A 21,495-nucleotide genomic window follows, 5' to 3' on the forward strand; every position below is an offset into this window, starting at 1 on the left:
TTAAATACTGATGTAAAAATTTAAACATTAGTTCCTTAAGCTAAGTCACCTTGTAATAACGGAACGAAGTGTACTGTCTCTAGGGCGTCTAGTATCATTTCTCCGTTCTGACGGTGTAATCGTGTTAAAGCTTGCTGCTCTCTACCGATGGGTAGCACCATAACACCATTTTCATCTAGCTGTGCTATAAGTGCTGGAGGAATTTCTGGCACAGCTGCTGTTACGATAATAGCATCAAATGGTCCATGAGCTGACCAACCTTCCCCGCCATCAGCGTGGCGGGTAGATATGTTATGCAAGTCAAGAAAGTGAAGCCGGCGTTTAGCTTGCCATTGAAATTTTTTAATACGTTCGATAGAAAATACATGTTTTACTAGATGCGCTAAAACAGCGGTTTGATAGCCTGAACCAGTGCCAATTTCCAGCACTCGCGATTCCTGCCGTAGCTCAAGTAGTTCCGTCATACGTGCTACAGTATAAGGCTGAGAAATAGTTTGACCGCGTCCGATAGGTAACGCGTTATTAGCATAAGCCTTATGCTCGAAGGCTTCATCAATAAAATATTCACGAGGCACTGCCTCTATTGCTTTCAGGAGACGCTCATCTCGGATGCCTTGCTGACGTAACTGCATCAGTAATATTTTCCTCCGTCTGTCTAGCACCATGGAGTAGGTCCCTCTGTATGATTAAGCCACTCATTCAGAATTGGCAATGTAGCGTTGGTGGTGAGATTCAGATGTGGAGAGGTGAAGGCAATACATTCTTGTTGACTGATAGCGTCGAAATCATTATGCACTCCAGATTTGCAAGAAGAGCCCTGTGGTCCGACCCAGAGTATTGCTCGGCTACTCGGATCTGGTTTTCGGATTACCTTCCTGACATAATACTGATTACCGCAGAGGGTGATTTTAAAACTCTTGATCGAGGACAGTGGTAAATCTAAGATATTAAAATTAAGAACTTTACTGACGTTCGGTAGTATATTAGTGAGCGTGAATAGTACACGGTAGGTAATGAAGATTATTGTTTCGAAATGGTGATACCCATGCAGGGAAATCGCTAGCGCTAGATGGCTGAGATAACGCTTTTTGATCCCAGCTGCCATAGTTATAGAATAACTAGCATCATTGTCCACATTCTGACCAACGTTAATACTAGAGAGCGACATATTTGATTCATGACATATCAGAGCATTCATACCGAGATACATGTAGTCGGTGAAGGTGTTGGAGAAGATGGTAATATTGCCATCTAGGTCGAGTTTGCATACGTAACAGTGCGTCCAGTGTGACGGCATGCGATGCACCGCTGCAATTAGTTCCGAAGTTATAATCTGAACGGTGTTAAAGTGGTGTAGAGCAACTGCTAACTGTTGAATTCCGGAGCACATGAATGTTATCGTCATTGACTAAAATTATGCGCATGCAATCTCGTATATTACAAGAGAAATACAGATTTTTCTACGTTTCCTTGTGGGGACAGGTAAGAAAAACTAGACCAGTTCTTTTTTTATAAAAAATACAGGTAAAAATAATGCGGTAAGATTAAGGTTAATAACATGAAATATTACCATGATGACTACTAACTATCTACTAAATATTCTGAATTTATTTACCGTTTTAGATAAGAGGCGCCAGTTTGAATAAAGCGTAACTCACTGACTTAAAATTATTCTATCATTCAGAGAGCGTGTTGTAATCACACCATCTAATCTTATAACAGAGTATTGATCTCACAACTAAAATTTTTTTTCATTTCTCGCTAGTATTGATCATTATACGGATAACTTATTAAGTTAGTAACTTATTAACTTACTAAGTTAATAAGTTACTAAATTATAAATTTACATAATATTTTTTTGTAAAATCATGAAATACCGGAAATGTTTAGGTAAAAATAATACAGGATTAAAGAATAAAGAATCTCTTCTATGTATTGTTTTTTACATGCAGAGTCTCCTCTTTAATGAGGGTTGTGGGTTATCATTCATTCAGAATGATAATATAGAAAAAGCCAGAAAAATACCGAATGAGGAATATATAATCGAGAGGAGAAAAGTATAATTATGATTTTTGATTTGGTTAGGCACCAGCGATCCTGACGATCAGTGCTGTACTTCAGGAAAGTAAAGCCTTTTCCATATATTTTCGCTAAGATTCATAAGTGTTCTGGACTCACGCTTTTCTAAAATTTAAAAAACTAATCTTGTTAAAGTTATAGCGATGTTTTTTATCGCTTACAGATGACACTATTCTCTGCTAACAATAGTCGTAGGGGCTTCTCTATCTAAAGTACTCAGTCTTTTTCTTAAAGGTGAAAAAGTAGCCATGCGTGAATTCCTAAGTAACATCTTATCTTAATCAGCCTGCCATAGCTATTTATAGCAGCACAGTGTAAGAATTTTTCACATTCAGAAGAAAGAATTAACGTCTCAGTATCAATCGTTATTTAGATGTAATATTCATTACAGAAATATTCAATATCCTCTTATAAAGTCAGTAATTTTCCGGTATCTATTACGGAACTAAAAGGTTTTGTCTGGCTATCTAAAAATTAGACAGCGATTAATGCAGAATGTTTCTGATTAAATTTTAACTAGGAATCGCACATTATCTTTTATTTGAGCTGAGACACGTTGATCCTATTGTGAGGATCCTGAATGTTATTTTTTGGCTCTCTTCCAGAGTCGTCATTTTTATTTAAGTAAAAACTTTAAATTCAAGCTTCACTGATATATTTAACTCTAACATCAGGAATGACCTCCCACTTTCTGGGAGTGAAAATATCATTGCGGTTTATGGAAGAGTGCTGCATCGTTAAAATCTGTTATGGAATAATCTACCATATTCTCTTCTTGGATTCTGGAAGCTTGGATAAAACCTATGGATTAAATAAGAGTTGATTTTACCTTATTCTAATTCCCTGCTTAAGCTAAACTTGAGGATATTTTTAATGCGGACTATATATTGCGGACAGCTTAATCTTTCACATGTTGGGCAGGAAGTAACCTTATGTGGGTGGGTTAACCGACGCCGTGATCTTGGCGGTCTAATTTTTATTGACATGCGTGATCGGGAGGGTTTGTTACAAGTGTTTTTTAATTCCGATGATCAGGAGACCTTCGGTAGTGCACAAGAGTTGCGTAATGAATTCTGTCTACAGCTCATTGGTATTGTGCGCGCCCGTCCTAATAATCAGATTAATCGGGATATGGCGACTGGTAGTGTTGAAGTTCTTGCCACTAAACTTACTATTCTTAACCGCTCTGAGGCTCTGCCGCTCGACCCAAACCAGAATAATACCGAAGAGCAGCGGCTAAAATTTCGTTACCTTGATTTGCGTCGTCCAGTCATGGCTCAGCGTCTTCATATTCGATCTCAAATATCTATTTTGGTTCGTGATTTTATGAATCACCAAGGTTTTATCGATATTGAAACGCCAATATTAACAAAAGCTACGCCGGAGGGCGCGCGTGATTATTTAGTGCCTAGCCGAATACATAAAGGAAAATTCTATGCTTTGCCACAGTCACCACAGATTTTTAAACAGTTGCTAATGATGTCGGGATTCGATCGGTATTATCAGATTGTAAAATGTTTCCGCGACGAAGATCTTCGCGCTGATCGTCAGCCAGAGTTTACTCAGATTGACATGGAAGTGTCTTTTATGACTGCAACGCAGGTGTGTGAGGTAATGGAACGCCTAGTACATAATTTATGGCGTGACATTATAGGGGTCGATTTGGAGACCTTCCCTAAGATAACCTATGCTGATGCCATACGACGATTCGGTTCTGATAAGCCAGATCTACGTAATCCGATGGAACTGGTGGATATCACGGATTTAGTTAAGGATGTTGAATTCCAGCTATTTTCTGTTCCTGCTAATGACGAGGAGTGTAAGGTTATAGCGTTGCGAGTGCCCGGTGGTGCGAAATTAAGCCGAAAGGAAATTGATGAATACAGCAAATATATTGCAATTTACGGTGGTAAAAAACTTGTTTGGATAAAGGTCAAGCAGCGCATCGCCGGTGTAGAAGTGATAGAAGGCCCAATAGCAAAATACTTAAGACCAAAGGTGGTTAAACAAATTCTTATGCGTACAGTCGCCGCTGATAACGACATTGTTTTTTTTAGCGCAGATCGTGAAAGTGTCGTAATGCATGTATTAGGGGCGTTGCGTCTTAAGCTGGGTTTGGATTTAAACCTCACTGATATTGATCGCTGGGCGCCATTGTGGGTCATTGATTTTCCGATGTTCGAAAAAGCAGAGGATGGTAGGTTAACCGCTATGCATCATCCATTCTCTGCTCCGAAGGATATAGATGCTAAGACATTGTCTGAGTTTCCAATGACCGCACTAACTAACACTTATGATATAGTGATTAATGGTTATGAAATAGGCGGTGGTTCGGTTCGTATTCACCGTAGAGATATGCAGAAGACTGTATTCGGTATTCTGGGTATGAGTGAAGATGAGCAACAGGATAAATTCGGTTTTCTACTTGATGCATTAAAATATGGAACTCCTCCGCATGCTGGTTTTGCGTTCGGTTTAGATCGTCTAGTGATGCTTTTAACCAGTACAGATAATATTCGCGATGTTATTGCATTCCCGAAAACTACTGCGGTGGCTGATTTGATGACTGAAGCTCCTAGTTTTGCCAATACAGAGGCGCTATCTGCCCTATCAATTGCAGTGATTAGTAAAGATAAAACACTATAAAATAGTTGATGATAATCATACAAAAATAGTCTATCTAATTCTTCCTGAAATAAGAAAAGGGTTTGTTTTTAATATGTTACATGGATATCAGTAAGCATCGGTTATGTGTGGGCAATCTTTTTGAATTCGGTATTTGATCGTTTATGATTTAACATGTTATAATATATTGGTGAATTTTGCTTATTGCGAGAGAGATGCTCAGAGCGCTGAATTAATCATTTTTTATAAAAAAACTTATTTTCTTCCTCGTAATAAACAGTGTATTTCAATAAGGCTTAGATCGTTATTGATAGAATGAGGAAAGGAATACTTAATTAAAATCAATCAGGTACTATTCCAATAGTACTGTAAAACATTCGAATTTTTTTGAAACAAGATCTGATTTTACATTTGTATATGATAAAGAATTAAATTTTGATTATACAATTATACAATTTATTTGACTGGTTTAAATAGTGGTTCTTTTCAATCAGAAACCATCAATGGTAAGTGTCTGGTAATGATATATTTTAATATGTGCTTAATTGCATTCCACTTGGTCTTAAAAGAATCAATATTTATTATTACACGAATATTTTTAGTCTAGATGGATTTATCTGAAACTAAATTTTTCGCCATGTCCGTATCTGCATACAATATGTTTTCTATGTTAAAGAAAAAGTTCGTTGTTTAGAGGTTTAATGTTTCGTGTTTTAACTTTATCGATTTCTATTAGGTATTATACAAATACACTGTTAGTGGCTTATAAAAAATATTTATTCTGTATCGCAATCCAGCGACGTTTATTAGTTAATGAAAAACTACCAGTTAATTATTAAGAGAAAAAGTGTTAGTAGATAACGTATGCTCACTAAATCATATTGAGAATATGGGGATAACCGTTAGTGATAGTGGATGCAAGTTTTAGAGTTAATCTTTAGTTCATACCTGATGTTTCAACTAGTTGTTATTTAATGATGGAAATTCATCGTTAGAATATATTGACTGAAAGTCTTTTTGGAAGTGGTATATTTTTTTATCAAAAAGACTTATTAATACATATGTTTATCATCATCCAAAAGTTAAACAAATGGATTGATAGAATCAGTAGCCCATTCTAGTATATTTAAAAAAGGATTACCAAGAAATACCGATTAGACTATCCAGTATTTATTCGGATATTTCTTTAATTTCAAGTCATATAGTCTTATATTAAAGACTTGCCACTCTTTATTAGAAGAGTGGGGGGCTTTCTGAGCTGTGGTCTTAAAGTGTCTTCTATCAAATAGATAGAAGATGGGCTAATAGAGCCTCATAGTAGAACGCTGACGGTAGTTGGGCTGTTCCGGGGGAATATTTTAAGAGAAAGAGTGTACATATCTTTCCAGTATATCTTTATTAGCGTTACTGATGGAAATAATGGAAAAAACATGTCAAGGTTAGGATTTTTATGCATGTAGTCACGTGATGTTTTTTAACTTTTGACACCGTGTATTACTAAATTTTAATATAAAACCTTAATAGATAAAACATGTGGTATTTGCTATAGTTATCACTAAGCGTATAGTGATAATTGACTATTGAAATTAAAAATTTGTTATCTCGGTGCTGACATGAAACGTCATGCACCTGAGAACATGTATTTTCTGGGCTAGTGTATTTCTGTCTATCTGGTGATAGATGCGAAATGACCGTGCTTTTGTTGGCATATAAGGTCTATGATATAGTAATGTGTAATGAGATGCAGTTGCAATAAGAAACGGGCAGGTCAGCCCGCGAGGCGACTTGAAATGCTTCTATAACGTATTATCTGTATTGGGATAATAGTACTCTCTATGCGTAGAGAGTGATGATGCGATGAGTACACATAACCTTATATTCGCTTAGATTTTAAATGTGATGTTCAGCTTAGACTGAGCTTACGAGAGGAGCGATAAAGCAATAAGAGAAGAGGTACTATAAAAGCACCTGATCAGTAAATCTGATGATATTTTCTTTCTTTCAGGAGTAGCTAATGTTCTCTTTAGTTATGGGCGAATAGACAAAGCTTCTAGTATGTTACCGATATCTCTGGTAAAATCAGTAATTATATGGTGGATGTCATAACCTTGTTTGACCCAAAGTTAGATGTTTCTCCTGTGGTGATGAGAGTCAATAACTATGCAGCAGTTTACTGTCACTATATAAAAGTGTAGAGAAACAGATTACATTGGTAGGAGATAATATAACATATCTGTGATCAATCTTCCCTTAATCTCATCTTTAATAGTAAAGATGAGCAAGGGATTTATCGAGATACCGTGTTAATCCACATTAGATAGTGTGATTCTTAAGGTAATCATTTTTTAGCGGACTTTGTGTCTCACTGTTATCTATTTGTCTGTGATAATAGGGATTGGTAAGAAGCTAGTATTATTGAGTAGACAAAGTGAAAAAATATTGGGCAAGAATAGTTTGCTCATTTAGTCTATAGTCTGCAGATAATAATACTGAACGGGGTTGTATGCAGTTGATAGGTATGCGTGATGATATATGGTATATCGGTTCTTGTTTAATGGTGGTCTATATCAGACTATGCTTCTTGAGTTTAGCGATGAAGGCATTAGACACAGAATAAATGATAGCCAAGATTGTCGCGTGGTAATAACGTAATGAAGTTAGCGCTGGGCATTGAATATAACGGTAGTTCCTATCACGGCTGGCAGCGTCAGCCGGAAGTGCGGAGTGTACAAGCATGCCTTGAGCATGCGCTATCACTGGTCGCTGATGAACCTGTTACAGCCTATTGCGCCGGTCGTACTGATACAGGCGTGCACGCCACGGGGCAGGTGATTCATTTTGATACTCGCTCGTGTCGGTCGGATGCTGCCTGGACGCTTGGTGTTAATGCTAATTTGCCGCTTGATATTGCCGTACGTTGGGTGGCATCGGTATCGGATGATTTTCATGCGCGCTCTAGTGCAACTGCTAGGCGTTATCGTTATGTTATTAATAACAATAGATTGCGTCCAGCACTGTTCTATAGTGGGTTGACGCACTACTATCATCAGCTTGATGAAGTGGCAATGGATTACAGTGGACAGTGTTTGCTAGGGGAGAACGATTTTACCTCTTTTCGCGCTTTGCAGTGTCAATCACATAGCCCTTGGCGTAACGTGCATCATTTACACGTGACACGGCAAGGGCTATATGTAGTAGTAGATATCAAAGCAAACGCTTTTGTTTATCATATGGTGCGTAATATTGTAGGGAGTCTTCTAGAGGTGGGATGCGGTAACCGGCCGGAAAGTTGGATAGCTGAACTTTTAGCGTGTCGTGATAGAACTCAAGCCGCCCCAACAGCCCAGCCTGGGGGGTTGTATCTAGTGGAAGTGGATTATCCCTCTTGTTTTTCCCTACCTGCTTTGTCGACAGGGCCATTGTTTCTTGCGAACTAAGAATTTAGTCTTTATTTATCTAAATCTGTATGAACATTGCTTTTAATATATGACTGGCGTCGTCGATTTTATTCTTACTATCAGTGTGAATCTGCGGGATTTTGGCCTGCAGTGTCCGAAACTAATCTACATGATACATTCTTTTTGCCAGGAAACGTGTGGCTGTTTATCTCCTATATACGAGGATTCCATATAAAATTAGTTAAATTTTTATTTAAAAATGCTGGTTATGCAAATCCATTTCGTTAGTGCAACTAAAAATTATCTAGTAAAGTAATTATCTGAAAAAACTCAATGGTTTTAGATTTTCAAGAAGAAGTCTACTCCCCCCGTGAGATTTATGGCTGTCTTTCAGATTTTTATTCTACATGTAGTAAAAAGATAAAACATGTGCATTACTATCCTATCTCCTTGCTGAAATGTCTTAGGTATCTATTTTGAATTTTACTGCTTAGTTATATAGACTATATTTTGACCACTATATGAATAGTGAAGAACAATATACAGCAGTAGTGTACTCTCTTGATTATCCGCTTCTCGTGCTTCTCGGTGTTCCTGAGCATCGTTTTAATTTTTGGGTTACGCTTTTCATTACCGTTAACGATAAAAGTAAATAATTTTGTAAACGTCTTCTAAATATATAAAGAGAAAATAGAGTTTTCTATGCCAACTTGCTAGTCATTATGGGTTCATGTGTCATCTTTTAGATGATATCTAGGCAGAGAGTGTGTGGGGTGGTAACTTTTTTGTTGCAGTTAAAACTCAAGAAAAATAGTATATTGGTAAATACCAAGTTCAATTAAAAAGGTTATTTATGAGTTGGATTGAACGAATTCTTAATAAAAGCACTGTCACTCCAGTACGCCGGGCGCACATTCCCGAAGGGGTATGGACTAAGTGTGATAGTTGTGGTCAGGTGCTATACCGTGCGGGCTTAAAACGTAATCTGGAGGTCTGCCCAAAATGCGATCACCATATGCGTATGAGTGCTCGGATGCGTCTTCAGGCTTTCCTGGATCAAGGAAGTGCATCCGAGATTGCTAGCGAACTTTTACCGAAAGATATATTGAAATTTAAGGATTTAAAAAAGTATAAGGATCGGTTGGCTGCTGCTGAAAAAGCCACTAACGAAAAGGATGCACTTGTTGTGATGAAGGGAGCATTGTACGGTATGCCAGTAGTGGCTGCATCGTTTGAATTTGCTTTTATCGGTGGTTCGATGTCCTCAGTAGTTGGTGCGCGTTTTGTACGAGCAGTGGAGCAAGCAATGGCGGACAGCTGTCCGCTAGTATGCTTTTCTGCTAGTGGAGGCGCCCGTATGCAAGAAGCATTGATGTCACTGATGCAGATGGCTAAGACCAGCGCCGTGTTAGCTCGGTTACGCCAAAGACGGTTACCCTATATTTCAGTGTTAACCGATCCTACCATGGGCGGTGTCTCAGCGAGTCTAGCGATGTTGGGAGATTTAAACGTTGCGGAACCGAAAGCTTTAATTGGCTTTGCAGGTCCTAGGGTGATTGAGCAGACAGTACGTGAAAAACTCCCGATGGGTTTTCAGCGGAGCGAATTTCTTTTGGAGAGAGGCGCTATCGATCTTATTATACGCCGTCCAGAAATGCGAATACGACTCGCTAAATTGTTGGCAAAATTAAGTAACCGGCCGCCACTGCAGGATCAATTGCCAAACGAGCCGCGTCATCATATAGTGCTTGAGGATAATCAGAAGAAAAGATGAATAGGCGGTGTAAACTTGCCATCAGTGATCTTTTAATATGAGATAAACTTAATAAATATCAAGTATAAGCTAAAATAAACTGATGGAAAATCTTACTGTTCCTAACGCTATGTCACCATTAGCTATCTGGCTGTGTTATCTTGAACAGCTACATATGCAATCTATCGATCTAGGATTGGAGCGAGTACGCCATGTAGCCTCTATCCTTAATCTTCTCCATCCAGCTCCTTATGTTATTACTGTCGGTGGTACTAACGGGAAAGGTACTACCTGCCGATTACTAGAAGTGATTTTGCTAGCGAGTGGTATACGGGTTGGTGTTTATAGCTCTCCTCATTTGCTGTGCTATACTGAACGGGTACGAATTCAGGGTATAGAGCTACCGGAAATATCCCATGGAAAAGCGCTAGCAGTTATTGAAAACGGCCGCGGTACTACATCACTTAGCTATTTCGAATTCGCTACATTAGCGGCGCTATATCTTTTCCGGGAAGGATCCTTGGATGTTGTTATCCTAGAGGTTGGATTGGGAGGACGATTAGACGCTACTAATGTGGTTGATGCTGACATCGCTGTAATTACCTGTATTGCCCTCGATCATACTAATTTCCTGGGGTCTGATCGTTCTAGTATCGCATGGGAAAAAGCCGGTATATTTCGTCGAGGTAGGTTGGCGGTCATAGGTGAACCTGATAGACCGGGAATACTTGATGCGGCGGCAGTTGATAGGGGTAGCATATTATATGCTCTCAATCGTGATTGGTGGTGGAAAGATGACGGTCGGCACTGGTGTTGGTGGGACAGTCGTTATGAGCTCACAGAATTAATGAAGCCGGCTATTCCGTTGGAAAATGCTGCCACTGCGCTGGCTACGATCAGTTGCCTTCCTTTCACTGTGCCGGAAGGAGCCATTCGACAGGGGTTACGTGAGGCGATGTTGCCAGGGCGTTTTCAGTGTATCGGTCACAATCCAATGATAATCCTAGATGTTGCACATAATCCCCATGCCGCTGCCTATCTTTCCTGGCGCTTGACAGGGCTACCGCGTAGGGGGAGACTCTTAGCATTAGTCGGTATGTTGGCAGATAAAAACATTGCAGACACGCTTGCTTGTCTATGCCGGCAAGTGGATGTTTGGTATTGCGTATCGCTTTCGGTGCCGCGTGCCGCTAGTGCCGCAACCCTGGCTAGCCATCTGGATGGGCAAGTGCAACAGTTTGATAATGTTTGCAATGCCTGGATGCATTTAATAGCAGATGCGGCACCTAAGGACTATCTTTTGGTATTTGGTTCTTTTTATACTGTGGCCATGGTCATACGGCTTATTGGAAAAGAAAAGTATTATGGCGAGTAAATTTTAAAACCATTCAGAACCGCCTGCTTGAATTAATTATCGTTCTGACCGGGCTACATTGAAAAGATAAGCACTGAAAATCTGATTAGTGATTTTCAAGATATATAGTTAAGGAGAGTCGATACGGTTAGTTAGCTGAGGTTACTCAGTAGCGATAGCGATAGAGTTCAAAATTTGCTAATTAGCATCTAGTGCATGTGAAGTCGACGCATTCTTAATGTTTCTTATTTCTATTATTGGAATTTTCTAACAACTGTTGGAGTGGGTGAATTTTAAGGGATGTATATGGTCTGGGTTGATGACTGCATTATCAGTATTATTATATTTTCAGCTTTTCTCAGTTTGATTCACGGATTTTTGCGCGAGGCAACATCTTTAATAATTTGGAGTTGTGCATTTTTTATCTCTAGTCATTTTTATAGTTATCTTTCTATATACTTTACTCAGATTGAAGAGAAGATGGTACGAAACGGTATCGCGATTTCCCTGCTATTTATAGTTACATTGATCCTCGGGGAGTTAGTGAATTACATGATTAGTGCATTAGTAAAGCGCACGGCATTATCGGGCACCGATAGACTGATGGGTTTATTTGTAGGGGGGCTTCGGGGTATTGTAATCGTGTCAGCGGTATTATTCTTACTCGATACTTTTACCGACTTTCCTCAGACTCAGGATTGGAAGAGATCCTGTTTGATACCGAAATTCAGCGTAGTGATTAGATGGTTTGTTGACTATTGTAAAAGCACATCGAGTTTTTATTAACGCAGTAATCCCAGTAACACTGATAAGGAAATGCAAGATCTGCGAAAGAATTACAAGTGTCATTTTATACCGGTATACTCGTTAAGCGATAACGTATGAATAGTGTTAAAGAACTTGAGGAAGGATCTACTAGCTATTTGATTTTCCATCTTTTAGCCTGTGTAAACCTCATAGATTAGTTAAGGATAATTTTAATTCGCTTAAAGGAAAATAGATTTAAACTGTATCTGATACTCGACTGTGCGATAGCATTCTCGATGCTGAAACACCACCATTCTAGTCAACGTCTCATATGAAGCGTTCTCTCATGCATCAATAGTCTTAATCTAATAAACGACCATTGTCTATATAGGCTATTTCTTTAAAATAGCTTGTTGATATGTTAACATTATTTCTGATTTAGAAATTTTTCATTAATCTTTTTATGATTAAACCAGGTTATTTTCTAGCATATGCGGTGGCGCTACTATTTTATAGTAATCGGAGTGTGACTCATTAGTAGAGTTATTAGGGATGCGTCTATTTCGGGATGCTAATGGAACACGGTTTCTGTATCTTTTGCGATCTCAAAAGCATCTGTTCTTTACTTATTCACTATTAAGAAAGATAGGTTTTTTGGCAGCTAACATGCATATATATTGGTCCTAATTGCATCGCTCTAGAAGGTGTAGGATTGAATTCTCGGCTTGATATAGCACAAGGGTACAACTGTGTATTTTTATAGAAAAAGAAACTGATTTACTCGAAAATACGCTAAGATCTGAAGGCATTGCTCTTGCTTATTGCTGTCTCTCTATTTTGCTGAGTTGGATTTTTTTGTATCGATACTAGATCGGTCTATGACGCCTGCTTTTATATGGGTTGCATGATAGGTAGATTATAGTTCTTAAATAGAACTAACTAATGCTCAATACTAATATGGGAATCTCGATTCTAGAAACCTTTTTTCTCTTGGGCTGTAAGTGCATGTAACCTTACACAAAATTTATGGCGAGGAATTATGGAAATGTTTTTATGTAGGCTATAGTTGTACGATACGGGATCTGTAAGGGTGATCTATGTACCTTATTATCAATAGGCTATTAATAAAATTTCAATCCCTTCCAACTCATGACAAAAAACAATATAGTATATCATAGCATGATATACGAAAAGATATGGGAGTCCATTTTAAAGATAATGCGTCAGGTTGACGTTTATCACGTTTAGGTAATTTTCCCAACTTTGAAAAACGTGCTTTTCTAACATTTATAAGACTGGCATATAAAAAGTGGTCTTATTCTTCTTAATTGCGTATAGTGAAGGCCGTGTGATAGATAAAATTAAGTAGATTATCTATCTCCGTCGATACGCTTATCTTTTATGATTGCGTTGAGCTAGAGCGAGTTGTGACGCAAAATAATTCTGAGATAGACTAATGTTAGTCCTAGGTATTGAATGGAATCTACAGAATGCATGCTGTAGATCAACGCTATCTGGAATCCCTGCGTGTTATTGTTATTGTTATTAGGTAGTGGCAAAAGAGCTAAAGGATAAAAGATTTTATAGTCAAGATTCTTGATTCCATCGGGGATTTTCATAGAGTCTGAATCTCGCAGATATTATGTATCATGTTGATATTTATTAGAAAATTAAATTTTCTTATCAGAAAAATCCACTGTTAGAAATACAGTAAGTCTATATAAATTTCCGGTTCTAGCGGATACCAGTAGTGTATAACACACTGGCAGTATTGGCGTAGATTTATAATTATTTTCTCGAGATGTTTATAATATGCATTTGAGTGAATAGTCATAGTATAGTAATAAGTTGTGGATATAGTCGTTGACGAACGACTTTAAAAAGTCAGCCGAGATTCGTTCTGGAACTAACAGAAATACTGTTACATTTAGCTCATTGATTCTTAGATAACTCGTTCAAACTCAGTGTGGTTATCACGCTACCTGTGCTAGGTTTTATCACCGCGGTACCGAAAGCATTAATTTTATTAATATAACACTCCATATAACCTTACATCCATTATAGGTGATGTTTCTTTAAGAGCTATTTTAGAGTAGCACGGCTAGCTGATGATTTTCATCAGAAAATCATCATTCTCAAAATAATAGTATATATAAGTAACATTTGAGTGATTCATTGTGCGACAACTTTTCTTTTAGCATTCAATAAAATAATAGATGAATACGATACTTATTATGTAATCATTTATTATTTCGGAAAACTACAGCGAATTGTTTTGGTATGAAACGATTTCAGTTCTATAAAATTATTATCTATTCTTTTAGAATTAATTAGGTGTAATTTTTTGAATTTTTATAGATTATCGTTGTATTCTTTTATTTATCTCCATCTCCTAGTCAGGAGATCTTCCTAAGATTAGTTATTTATTTAGGTAAGTAATCAATATAAAACCACTTGATTTTGGGGGTTTTCTATCTCTGAATAAACCATTTATAAATGGTAAAAAGGTAATGATTCTTATCAATAATGCAACTTCCTATTTGAAATATACTATAGGGGTTCTTTTCTTTGATAGATAATTATAGAGTTATCTTTACATTTATGAATCTTTTCGTCTTTTTTGTGAGGATTGAATTTCGGTTGACACAGAGATGAAGTTAAGAAGATTAAAAGAGAGCGAAATAATACTAAGGATTTAGGCGAAAGCGTCAACAAGTCACATATCCGATGATATATAGATAAATTGTTCTCTCTTTTATAAAGATTAATTGCGATCTCATCCCACTCTTGTTCGTCGGTATATATCGTGAGACACGATATATATTTTTCTGTTTTTGAAAATCCAAGATTAAAATGAATGCATTATTCTTTTTATTTGGTTTTAATGGTGAGTCTCCATGATTGTTTATGGAGTACTGATGATGGATGAATATGAAAGAACTTGCAGCTCATTGATTTTTTGCTAAAATGGTGTTTTTTAGAGAAAACACATGGATAGATTAATGTTAGATCTCGTTTTAGTGTCCAACGTGATCCAAGAATAAAGTGTATAATTAAATTATTTTATTCTGATTATGTTCTATATACTCATTATCTCTTATCTGTCTTTAAAAGAAGATCTATTTATTTTTTATTTGTTCTAATGTACGCCAAGTTGAGCTGATATTTGATAAATATGTAGGTAATAATTTTATTAGACAGCTCAATTTTATAATGGATTTTTAAAATTATCGATTTAATCGAAAGCTCTATTTTTTATTACAATACCAAGATTTTTTCTGGAGTTTCAAAGTAAAGATTTATTTAACGAGGGTTTTAGCAAAAAGAATAGCTAAGATTGACGTATTAGCTTCAAAGGAATTGTGTTTATATCGTCTATAAATAAAAATGGTGGTTATTGAATATTTAAAATAGAGAAGAACATTGATTACTTCACTATGCAGGAAGCATCGTATATAAGCATTTTCATGAAAATTTTATTTAAACGATTCCGCATCAATTAGCTAAAACAGCACGATTATATGAGAATAATTCTGAATTGGGTATCAGGTAGCATACTGTCTTATTTTTCTCCTAGAGATAAAGTTAAGCGAAGCAAATTAAAAAGTGAAAAGTGATATCTGATTTTCTGGAGACTCTGTTCTCAATGTACATATTAGGATCAACAATCACGTCGCTTTATGTATAATAAATAAATTATGATTTCATCACAATCATCAGTAGATAGCACCATTGTGAGGGTGGCTGACAACATCTTTATAGATATTGTTTCACTAGTTTATTCAAAATGAGGTTATTAGTCGGAAAATATATTGCGCGATATATGAAAATGGCGATATAATTAATTCGGTATTAAGGTTTCATCAGAAAAAAAGATATGATGATACCAGAAATAAAAACTTGTATTTTCTCTTCATGGTCAATCTTAAGTTTGATAGTACAGACGATCGTTATTATGTATACTTGATAGTAAGAGATCCGTCGTCATAGTAGTGGAAATGGTTAGGTAGAAAATATACTAGAGGCGGCGGTTATATAGACCGGGTTCAGATTGGAAGTATGTAGACCTGATGTTTTTTTGGGGGGGAGAAGAACAGAGAGAAGTAGGTGGCTGTAAATTGACTGGGGTAGAAATACCACACTACGTGGTCCTTTAGACCACATGGAACCGAATACTTTTCTAGTTCTTTTAATAATCTGAAATATATCGTGGTTATCGCTCAGTAGGTACAAAAATAGATGTTATACGTTTCTTCTGTCATATTGTTTTGTCACGATCGGTCTTATCGGGGCTGTAAACAGAGCCTAGTATTATAGCAAAAGATAGTGGTTATATTTAATAGCGCGCTCTAGCCTTTTTCTATCGTTCGGATTAACGGTTTATCAACGATATTTATCCATTGTAGATAAAAAAATCAGACAACATATGTAACTCATCTGGTATTATGCTTTTATTAACTGTATGGCAGTTAATAACTGTGTTTATTATCTAATTTATATTAGAAAGCGTTAAAAAAAATTAGATGAGTTAATGATCAATCTGATGACAAATATTGTTTTTATCAATTTTAGAATAGAGCATTAACTAAACATCTACCTACTCTCATCAGAATTTCTTCTGAAACTGACAATATACTAGAATTTTTCTATAAAATATATTAAGTAACAGATTGACATAGTTTATTATAATTTTTTTAAAAAAATCAGATAAAGATTAAACAACAAAAATATTTGTTGTATCCATTTTTGCAGGAACAGTGCACTCTATTATTTGTGAGGAATAAAATACCGATTTCTCAATAATTCATCACAAGAGAGCAGCTGTTATGATTAAAAAAATTGACGTTAAGATTCTAGATCGCCGTATTGGCGATTGTTTCCCTCTTCCGGCTTATGCCACTACAGGGTCAGCTGGTTTAGATTTGCGCGCTTGTATTGATAAGCCGATAGTGTTGACTTTAGGGGAAACCACCTTAATCCCGACTGGGATAGCAATTCATATAGCCGATGCTGATCTGACAGCAGTGATCTTGCCGCGTTCTGGTCTTGGACACCAGCATGGGATTGTATTAGGTAATTTAGTTGGATTAATTGATTCTGACTATCAGGGACCGTTAATGCTTTCAGTGTGGAATCGTGGTCAAGAGAGTTTTACGGTTGAACCGGGAGAACGTATAGCGCAGATTATCTTTTTACCAGTTATACGTATAGAGTTCAATCCAGTTAAATCCTTTAATGCTACTGAGCGTGGTGAGGGAGGGTTCGGCCACTCCGGGCGAACGTAGTTCTTCGGGACCTGATGGAGTATCGGATATACAATTATGCTACTGAATCATCGTGTGGTAGAGATGAGGTAAATAAAGGAAGCTATCCATCCATTAGTCTAGATATCGAAATTTGGCAATAGCAATTAACATATCGCCATGGAAAAACTAGCATTGACTCTGGTTGCATATAGAAAAAATAGATTTATTCTCAAGAGAAATTACATTATTCATCCGGGATGAGAAAGTTCTTTGAAAAACAGTATGCTCTTGAATTTCATACTTATCGACTTGATATGTTGTTTACGATAACGTTTTAATAGTATAGGCTGATTTAGCTAATCGATTTATTCTAAAAGTTGTTAGTGAAATAAACAAGTATACACTCAGTCTATACTAGACTGAGAAAATGCGTGCCTGCCTTTACTGTGTGAGTTTAGATCCCGTATTGCTGCTGATAGCTCTGCACTGCGATCACCTGATGGGTCATGCCCCCTTTATCCTCTAGATAAGCAATTAAATCTGTTAAAGTAATGATAGATAGGACCCGGCAATGATAATCTCGCTCCACTTCCTGAAGTGCAGACATTGCTCCGCGTCCTTTTTCCTGCCTGTATAACGCAATTATTACTCCACCAAGTGTCGCTTGGTGGGTATTGATCAGTGCTATGGACTCGCGAATAGCAGTACCTGCAGTGATCACATCGTCGATTAGTATAACTTGGCCTCGAAGTGGGCTGCCAACAAGGATACCACCTTCGCCATGAGGCTTAGCTTCTTTTCGGTTAAAACAATAGGGAATATCCTGTTGGTGTTGTTCTGCCAGGGCTAACACGGTACTTATCGCAAGGGGAATGCCTTTGTAAGCGGGCCCGAATAACATATCAAAACTTATGCCCGACTCTATTAGAGCCTCGGCGTAAACACGTCCCAGAAAGGCTAGATCGCGCCCAGAATTGAATAAACCGGAATTAAAAAAATATGGACTGATACGTCCAGATTTGAGTATGAACTTACCGAATTCTAATACGCGTTTATTTAACGCGTATTCGATAAACTGGCGCTGATATTCTTTCACTAACTGCTGCTCCTCACAAATAGATTTAGAAAGTTATGCTGTACGATGCCAGGATGTTTATTTTATCTTAGTTATGAAGAGATCAGTCATAAATAAGTCCGCTATGTACATCAAAAAAAGAAATAGAAAATAATGTATGTTAACGCTATCTCTTTGCTATTCCCCACGACAATCACTCGTGATTTAGAGTCCGTGATAACAGTAGGTGCTGGATATGATCTAGCGATCTTTATGCCTACTTATTCTATTTTAAAGAATGGCATGGTGTTTATCTAGTCAGTTTGTTTTTCCTTTCACATTTCTAATTCAGGACTATTACATGGTTTCTATATTAGTCATGCGGAGGGTTTTTAGTAAGTCAATTAATGGTTTCAATGAGCAATCTATCAATTCATATGCCTAGGGTCGGTCATCCATAATCAAGCATTATTCATCTTGAATTTAAAGTGATATCCTCGAGATATATCATATTAACTTTGCTAGAAGCAGAATAATAGTTAACAAACTATCATGAATATAGAGAAGCTAGTGTAGTCCTGATTTATGATATTTATATATCAGAACCTAATAACGCATAATAAAAGGTAATAAAAACATCTGCTAGAATATACGAACTTTATTCTTCTTTTTTAAATCTACACAAATCAAGCTCCTTAAGCCACTATGCTACATATAATAATATTGTTTATTTATTGCATGTTAGAGAATACATGAGTAGTCCCCTGACTATGATCAACCAGTTCTTCTGTCCCATTTGAAATGGATTTAAATAGAATACGATAATTACATTTATGGCATTGAACCTGAAGAGTATTCTTGTATTTAAAAGCATTTTTTAGGATTGTTTAGTTTTCTTATGGTGTAAATTGTTAGAAGTGGAAAGAAATCGGTAATTTTCAATTATTTCTAATAGTTATGGATGTTTTTATTTTATATGGTAATATACCGTTTTGTTATTTATCCTAGTAAGTGCTGGTGAACGTCGGATCAGGCTGATTCTGGAAACCCTTGTTATTGAGTAGCATAAGCCTATTATGCTTGACAGATAGTAAAACAAGTTAAAGGAATAGGATATTCCTACTAAGGCTAAATATGTTCTTTCTAAATACAACCGGTAGATTCATGCTCTCTGTTAATCGGGACCGTTTTGTTTTTGAGAGTGTGAACTTGTTTCCATATTGCTTAAAGTTTGATAAACATATCAAAAAAACCGCTAGTGGTTAAGACAGAACCGAAAAATTGGTAGTCATGTTTTTCCTACTATAATTCCATTTGATACACTTACATCGGATTTGGGTAAGTGTAATAAATACCACCCCTTGCTCTTGCTGAGAAAGACTGAATAATGTTAATTTTATTAAATAGTATTGATCAGGATCTCCATACAGGATCTGAATATTTATATTCATTCTTAATGAATTTTTGAATGTCTGATGATCTTGGCACTCTACTCTAATTTGATTTAAAATCAAGCAGCAGAATGATAGGTATTTATCGGATACTCATGCCAAATAGGTAAATATTTTGATATAATGTTTCCATTCGATGTGTTTTCTATCCACCATGGAGAGGTGTTGCCTCCCATTTGATTATCCTCCTCATCGCGGTTTTAGTTCGCATCGTGGCGGATCTGGAGTTTTTTAGTTTATGTCATTTGATTCACTTGGCTTGAATGCCGAGATTTTACGTGGATTAGCGGAGAAGGGTTATCTTTCACCGACACCGGTTCAGCAAAAAGCCATTCCGTATGTATTACAGGGTCGCGATATCATGGCGAGTGCCCAAACTGGCACTGGTAAAACAGCGGCTTTTACCTTGCCAATTCTCCAATTGCTTAACCAGAGACCAGCTCCGTCTGGTAAACACCGGCGCCCTATTCGGGCGCTTATTTTAACTCCGACACGTGAATTGGCGGCACAGATTGGCGAAAATATTAATGAGTATAGTGCCTATCTTGCTTTGCGTACACTAGTGGTGTTTGGTGGGGTTAGCATAAACCCGCAGATGATGCAGTTGCGAGGAGGGGTCGAGTTGCTAGTTGCTACTCCCGGTCGTTTGTTAGATTTATCTCAGCAGCGCGCGGTTGATCTTTCTCGGGTGGAAATTTTAGTACTAGATGAAGCTGATCGTATGCTAGACATGGGCTTTATCCACGATATTCGTCGAGTGATGAAGCTACTTCCGGTAAAGCACCAAAGTCTTATGTTTTCTGCAACTTTCTCTGATGCAATCAAAAGGTTAGCGAATAGCCTATTGAATAATCCTGCCTCGATAGAGGTTGCGCTACGTAATACTGCGTCTGAACAGATAAATCAATTTGTACATATGGTTGATAAGAAACGAAAGCGTGAGCTTTTATCTGATATGATAGATCGTAATAACTGGCAGCAAGTACTAGTGTTTACTCGCACTAAGTATGGCGCTAATCATCTATCGGAGCATCTCAATAAAGAAAACATTACTGCTGCTGCGATTCACGGAAATAAGAGTCAGGGTGCCCGTACTCGAGCGTTATCGGATTTTAAGCAGGGGAGTATCCGTGTTTTAGTAGCGACTGATATTGCTTCCCGTGGTCTTGATATTGATCTTCTTCCACATGTGGTAAATTATGAATTACCTCAGTTAGCCGAAGACTATGTACACCGTATTGGTCGCACTGGACGAGCAATGGCAACTGGTGAAGCAATGTCGCTAGTATGTGTTGACGAGCTAGGTCTACTGCGCGATATAGAGCGCTTACTAAAAAAGCCAATCTTGCGCATTTCTTTACCGGGATATGATCCAGACCCGCGTATTAAACCTGAGCCTATTCAGCAAGGACGGGGTAGTCATCGTAGTGTTAATTACGCATTTAACAGCAGCGGCATCCGTAGCAGCAATCGATAACTCCGGCATTTTTTTTGGCAATGGATGAATTTCAATAACACAGCATGCTTCGCTATCAGGCTTTTGGGCAGGTATGAAGAATACGATTCGAGTTGTCTTTACTTCTCTCATCAAGATTGTTGCGCTTTAAATTTAGTCATTGACACTTTTTAAAAAAGTGCAGCACTTTGAATAAGACGTTTAATGTAAATGCACAGATTGTATTAAGATCATAAGACTTTCTAAGTAGAATTTTTTTATTTTATGAGAGTTACGTCCAATAAGATTTAGGCCATATCTGCATGATGCAGATATGCTCGCATAAATATATC

The 21,495-nt window shown here is 37.2% G+C and carries 10 protein-coding genes; 7 read left to right on the top strand and 3 right to left on the bottom strand.

Annotation, left to right across the window (positions count from 1 at the left end):
* Positions 1 to 35: 35 nt before the first annotated feature.
* On the bottom strand, positions 36 to 665 hold the full coding sequence (locus tag GFK82_RS00825) for a protein-L-isoaspartate(D-aspartate) O-methyltransferase (protein WP_420885614.1): 630 nt from the start codon (positions 663 to 665) through the stop codon (positions 36 to 38).
* Complete coding sequence (locus GFK82_RS00830; RefSeq protein ID WP_226811043.1) at positions 656 to 1,405, bottom strand: 5'/3'-nucleotidase SurE; 750 nt, start codon at positions 1,403 to 1,405, stop codon at positions 656 to 658. The genes GFK82_RS00825 and GFK82_RS00830 overlap by 10 nt, the downstream gene beginning before the upstream one ends.
* 1,547 nt (positions 1,406 to 2,952) lie before the next feature.
* Between GFK82_RS00830 and aspS the strand changes: the two genes are divergently transcribed.
* The 6 genes from aspS (at position 2,953) to dut (ending at position 17,241) form a co-directional block, all read left to right on the top strand.
* The gene (aspS, locus tag GFK82_RS00835; protein WP_226811044.1) at positions 2,953 to 4,725 is read left to right on the top strand and encodes an aspartate--tRNA ligase; all 1,773 of its coding nucleotides are present in this window, start codon (positions 2,953 to 2,955) and stop codon (positions 4,723 to 4,725) included.
* A 2,630-nt stretch (positions 4,726 to 7,355) separates the two neighbouring features.
* Positions 7,356 to 8,141: a tRNA pseudouridine(38-40) synthase TruA gene (gene truA / locus GFK82_RS00840; protein WP_226811045.1), complete on the top strand. Its 786-nt coding sequence runs from the start codon at positions 7,356 to 7,358 to the stop codon at positions 8,139 to 8,141.
* 814 nt (positions 8,142 to 8,955) lie between these two features.
* Complete coding sequence (gene accD, locus GFK82_RS00845; protein ID WP_226811046.1) at positions 8,956 to 9,876, top strand: acetyl-CoA carboxylase, carboxyltransferase subunit beta; 921 nt, start codon at positions 8,956 to 8,958, stop codon at positions 9,874 to 9,876.
* 82 nt (positions 9,877 to 9,958) lie between these two features.
* A complete protein-coding gene (gene folC / locus GFK82_RS00850) occupies positions 9,959 to 11,230 on the top strand; it encodes a bifunctional tetrahydrofolate synthase/dihydrofolate synthase (RefSeq protein WP_226811047.1) in 1,272 nt (423 codons plus the stop codon).
* 285 nt (positions 11,231 to 11,515) lie between these two features.
* A complete protein-coding gene (locus GFK82_RS00855) occupies positions 11,516 to 11,995 on the top strand; it encodes a CvpA family protein (protein ID WP_226811048.1) in 480 nt (159 codons plus the stop codon).
* 4,787 nt (positions 11,996 to 16,782) lie between these two features.
* Positions 16,783 to 17,241, top strand: a complete 459-nt coding sequence (dut, locus tag GFK82_RS00860) for a dUTP diphosphatase (protein ID WP_226811049.1) — start codon at positions 16,783 to 16,785, stop codon at positions 17,239 to 17,241.
* A 415-nt stretch (positions 17,242 to 17,656) separates the two neighbouring features.
* Here the strand turns inward: dut and pyrE are convergent, their stop codons facing one another.
* Positions 17,657 to 18,298: an orotate phosphoribosyltransferase gene (gene pyrE, locus GFK82_RS00865; RefSeq protein ID WP_226811050.1), complete on the bottom strand. Its 642-nt coding sequence runs from the start codon at positions 18,296 to 18,298 to the stop codon at positions 17,657 to 17,659.
* 1,647 nt (positions 18,299 to 19,945) lie between these two features.
* Between pyrE and rhlE the strand changes: the two genes are divergently transcribed.
* The gene (rhlE, locus tag GFK82_RS00870) at positions 19,946 to 21,184 is read left to right on the top strand and encodes an ATP-dependent RNA helicase RhlE (protein WP_226811051.1); all 1,239 of its coding nucleotides are present in this window, start codon (positions 19,946 to 19,948) and stop codon (positions 21,182 to 21,184) included.
* Positions 21,185 to 21,495: the final 311 nt, after the last annotated feature.

Source organism: Candidatus Steffania adelgidicola (assembly GCF_020541225.1).
GTDB classification, from domain to species: Bacteria; Pseudomonadota; Gammaproteobacteria; order Enterobacterales; family Enterobacteriaceae; genus Steffania; species Steffania adelgidicola.